This is a genomic window from uncultured Fretibacterium sp. (assembly GCF_938040765.1).
Classification (GTDB): Bacteria; Synergistota; Synergistia; order Synergistales; family Aminobacteriaceae; genus CAJPSE01.
Window position 1 is genome coordinate 1 of the sequence record NZ_CALIAA010000087.1, and the last position, 2,226, is coordinate 2,226.

Genomic DNA, 2,226 nt, shown 5'->3' on the forward strand with positions numbered 1-2,226 from the left:
CATGGACAACGACGGCTTCACATTCCGCCGGCAACTCAGCGCTATGGCCCGGGAGCGGCTGAAGTTCTCCGGGATCAGCGAGATCATCGCCCTGGTCGAGTCGAATGGAGCTCTCTCGTTCGGCGCGGGGGAGCCGCCGGACGAGGCCTTTCCCAAGGACGCCTTTCGGAGCGCTGTGGAAAGGGCGCTGGGTGACGGGGCGATCTGGGCGTATTACCACGACGACCTGGGGGATATCGACCTGCGCGCCTGGATCGCCGAGCGCATGAGCCGGGACGATATGGCCCCGGATTGGGTCGGCCCCGAGGATGTCGTCATCACCCATGGGGCCGCAGGCGCCATCAGCCTGGCCGCCGAGGTCTTGATCGACGAGGGGACGGTCGTGCTGGTCGAAGGGCCGACCTACAGCGACAGCCTTCTCACGTTTCGCCGTCAGGGGGCGATCTGCGTGCCGGTTCCCGCGGACGACGAGGGGATCCTTCCCGAGGAGCTCGAACGGACGCCGCAGCTGAAAGAGGCTCGATTTCTCTATACGATCCCCAATTTCCAGAATCCCAGCGGCTGTACGGCGTCTCTGGAACGCAGGCTGCGCGTTCTGGACATCCTCCGCAGACACGACGTCGCCATCGTCGAAGACGATCCCTATCACTACCTCGGCTACGACGGCCCCGTCCCGACAAGCTATCTGAAGCTCGCCGGCGACGACCGGCGCGTCATCCACTGCAACACGTTCTCCAAGATCGTCGCGCCGGGACTGCGCATCGGCTGGGCCGTCGTGCCTCCAACCCTGAGGGACGCCTTCCTCGCCCTGTGCATCTGCGACGGACTAGGGCCGGCACTGCTCCTGCAAAGGGCTACTTTGCATCTGATGCGCACGCTGGATTTCGAAAAACATGTGGAGGCCCTCCGCAGGGAATACCGGAGCCGCCGAGATCTGATGCTGCGCCTTGCAGAAGAACGGCTGACCCCGCTTGGGCTGCGGACGAACCGGCCCAAAGGGGGCTTTTTCATCTGGGGACAGGGGCCGGACGATATGAGGGGCTTCAACTCCGCCGTGTTTGCACGGTACGCCGTGCGGCACGAGGGGATCGGCCTCATCCCGGGGAACGTGTTCTTTCCGGATGGGGACGACAGGGGCGACAAGGCCTTCCGTCTCTCCTACGCCAGGATCCCACGGGATTGTATGGAGGAGGGCATGGACAGACTGGCGAGGGCATGGCGTACGTACCGTGCGCACCGACACGAGGACAAGGAGTGAGTAAAATGGAGAAGATGCGAAACGACGCGAGAAGAACGTATACGGCCGGACAGATCCTGAAGTTCGTGATCCCCTCACTTGTCGGCGCCGTGGCCTTTCTCATGCCCATACCGGACAAGGGAACCTTCAACACGGCCCTTGGACTTCTGATCGATGTGGGGAAGGGCGGGGTTCTGAAGCCCTACCTCCCGACGGCCGCGATGGTCGCGGTCGTTCTCAGCGCGGCCGTGAGCCTTTGGGCCGTCCTCACGAAACCCCGCTTCATCACGGAGAGCCCGTTTCTGAAGGATCTGTTCTGTGTCTCGCCCTTCTGGCTGGGCTCGCGCCTGCTGGGGGCCGTCCTCTACGTCGTCATCCTCTATAAAATCGGGCCCGAGGTCGTCTGGAACATGGACAACGGGGGTACGCCCGGCCTGGTTCTGGCCCCCGCCCTGCTGATCGTCTTCTCGGTACTCGCGGCGTTCGTCCCGCTCCTCACGGATTACGGCCTGATGGAGTACGTCGGCACCTTCGCCCGGCCGATCATGGGGCCGCTTTTCAAGCTGCCGGGCCGAGCCGCGATCGACTGTCTGGCCTCATGGGTCGGCAGCAGTTCCGTCGGGGTGGTCATCACCACGAAAGTCCACGATCAGGGCTATTATTCCGACCGCGAGGCCGCCATCATCGCCAGCACCTTCTCGGTCATCAGCATCGCGTACGTCTACGTCATGGCCGACTTCGTCAAACTGCCCCACAAGTACCTCCAGATCCTGTTCTCGGTCTACGCCGTCACCTTCATCCTGGCCCTCATCATGCCCCGGATCTGGCCGCTCTCGTCGATACCGGACACCTTTTCGGGCAAGGCGGGAAAACAGCGCGCCGGAGACGACATTCCCAGGGACGCGAAGCTGGGAGAATGGGCGCTGAAACTGGCCGTCGAGCGAGCCGGGAAGCAGACGTTTTCGGACACCGCCGCCGCGTTCGTCAGG

General features: G+C 63.6%; 2 protein-coding genes. Both read left to right on the forward strand.

Features of this window, described 5'->3' with window-relative positions; translation table 11 throughout:
• Positions 1 to 1,258 (forward strand): PLP-dependent aminotransferase family protein (locus Q0176_RS03190; RefSeq protein ID WP_299299152.1); only part of this gene is annotated, 1,258 nt, incomplete at its 5' end.
• 5 nt (positions 1,259 to 1,263) lie between these two features.
• The coding region (locus Q0176_RS03195; RefSeq protein WP_299299154.1) for a nucleoside recognition domain-containing protein at positions 1,264 to 2,226 on the forward strand (963 nt) is incomplete at its 3' end.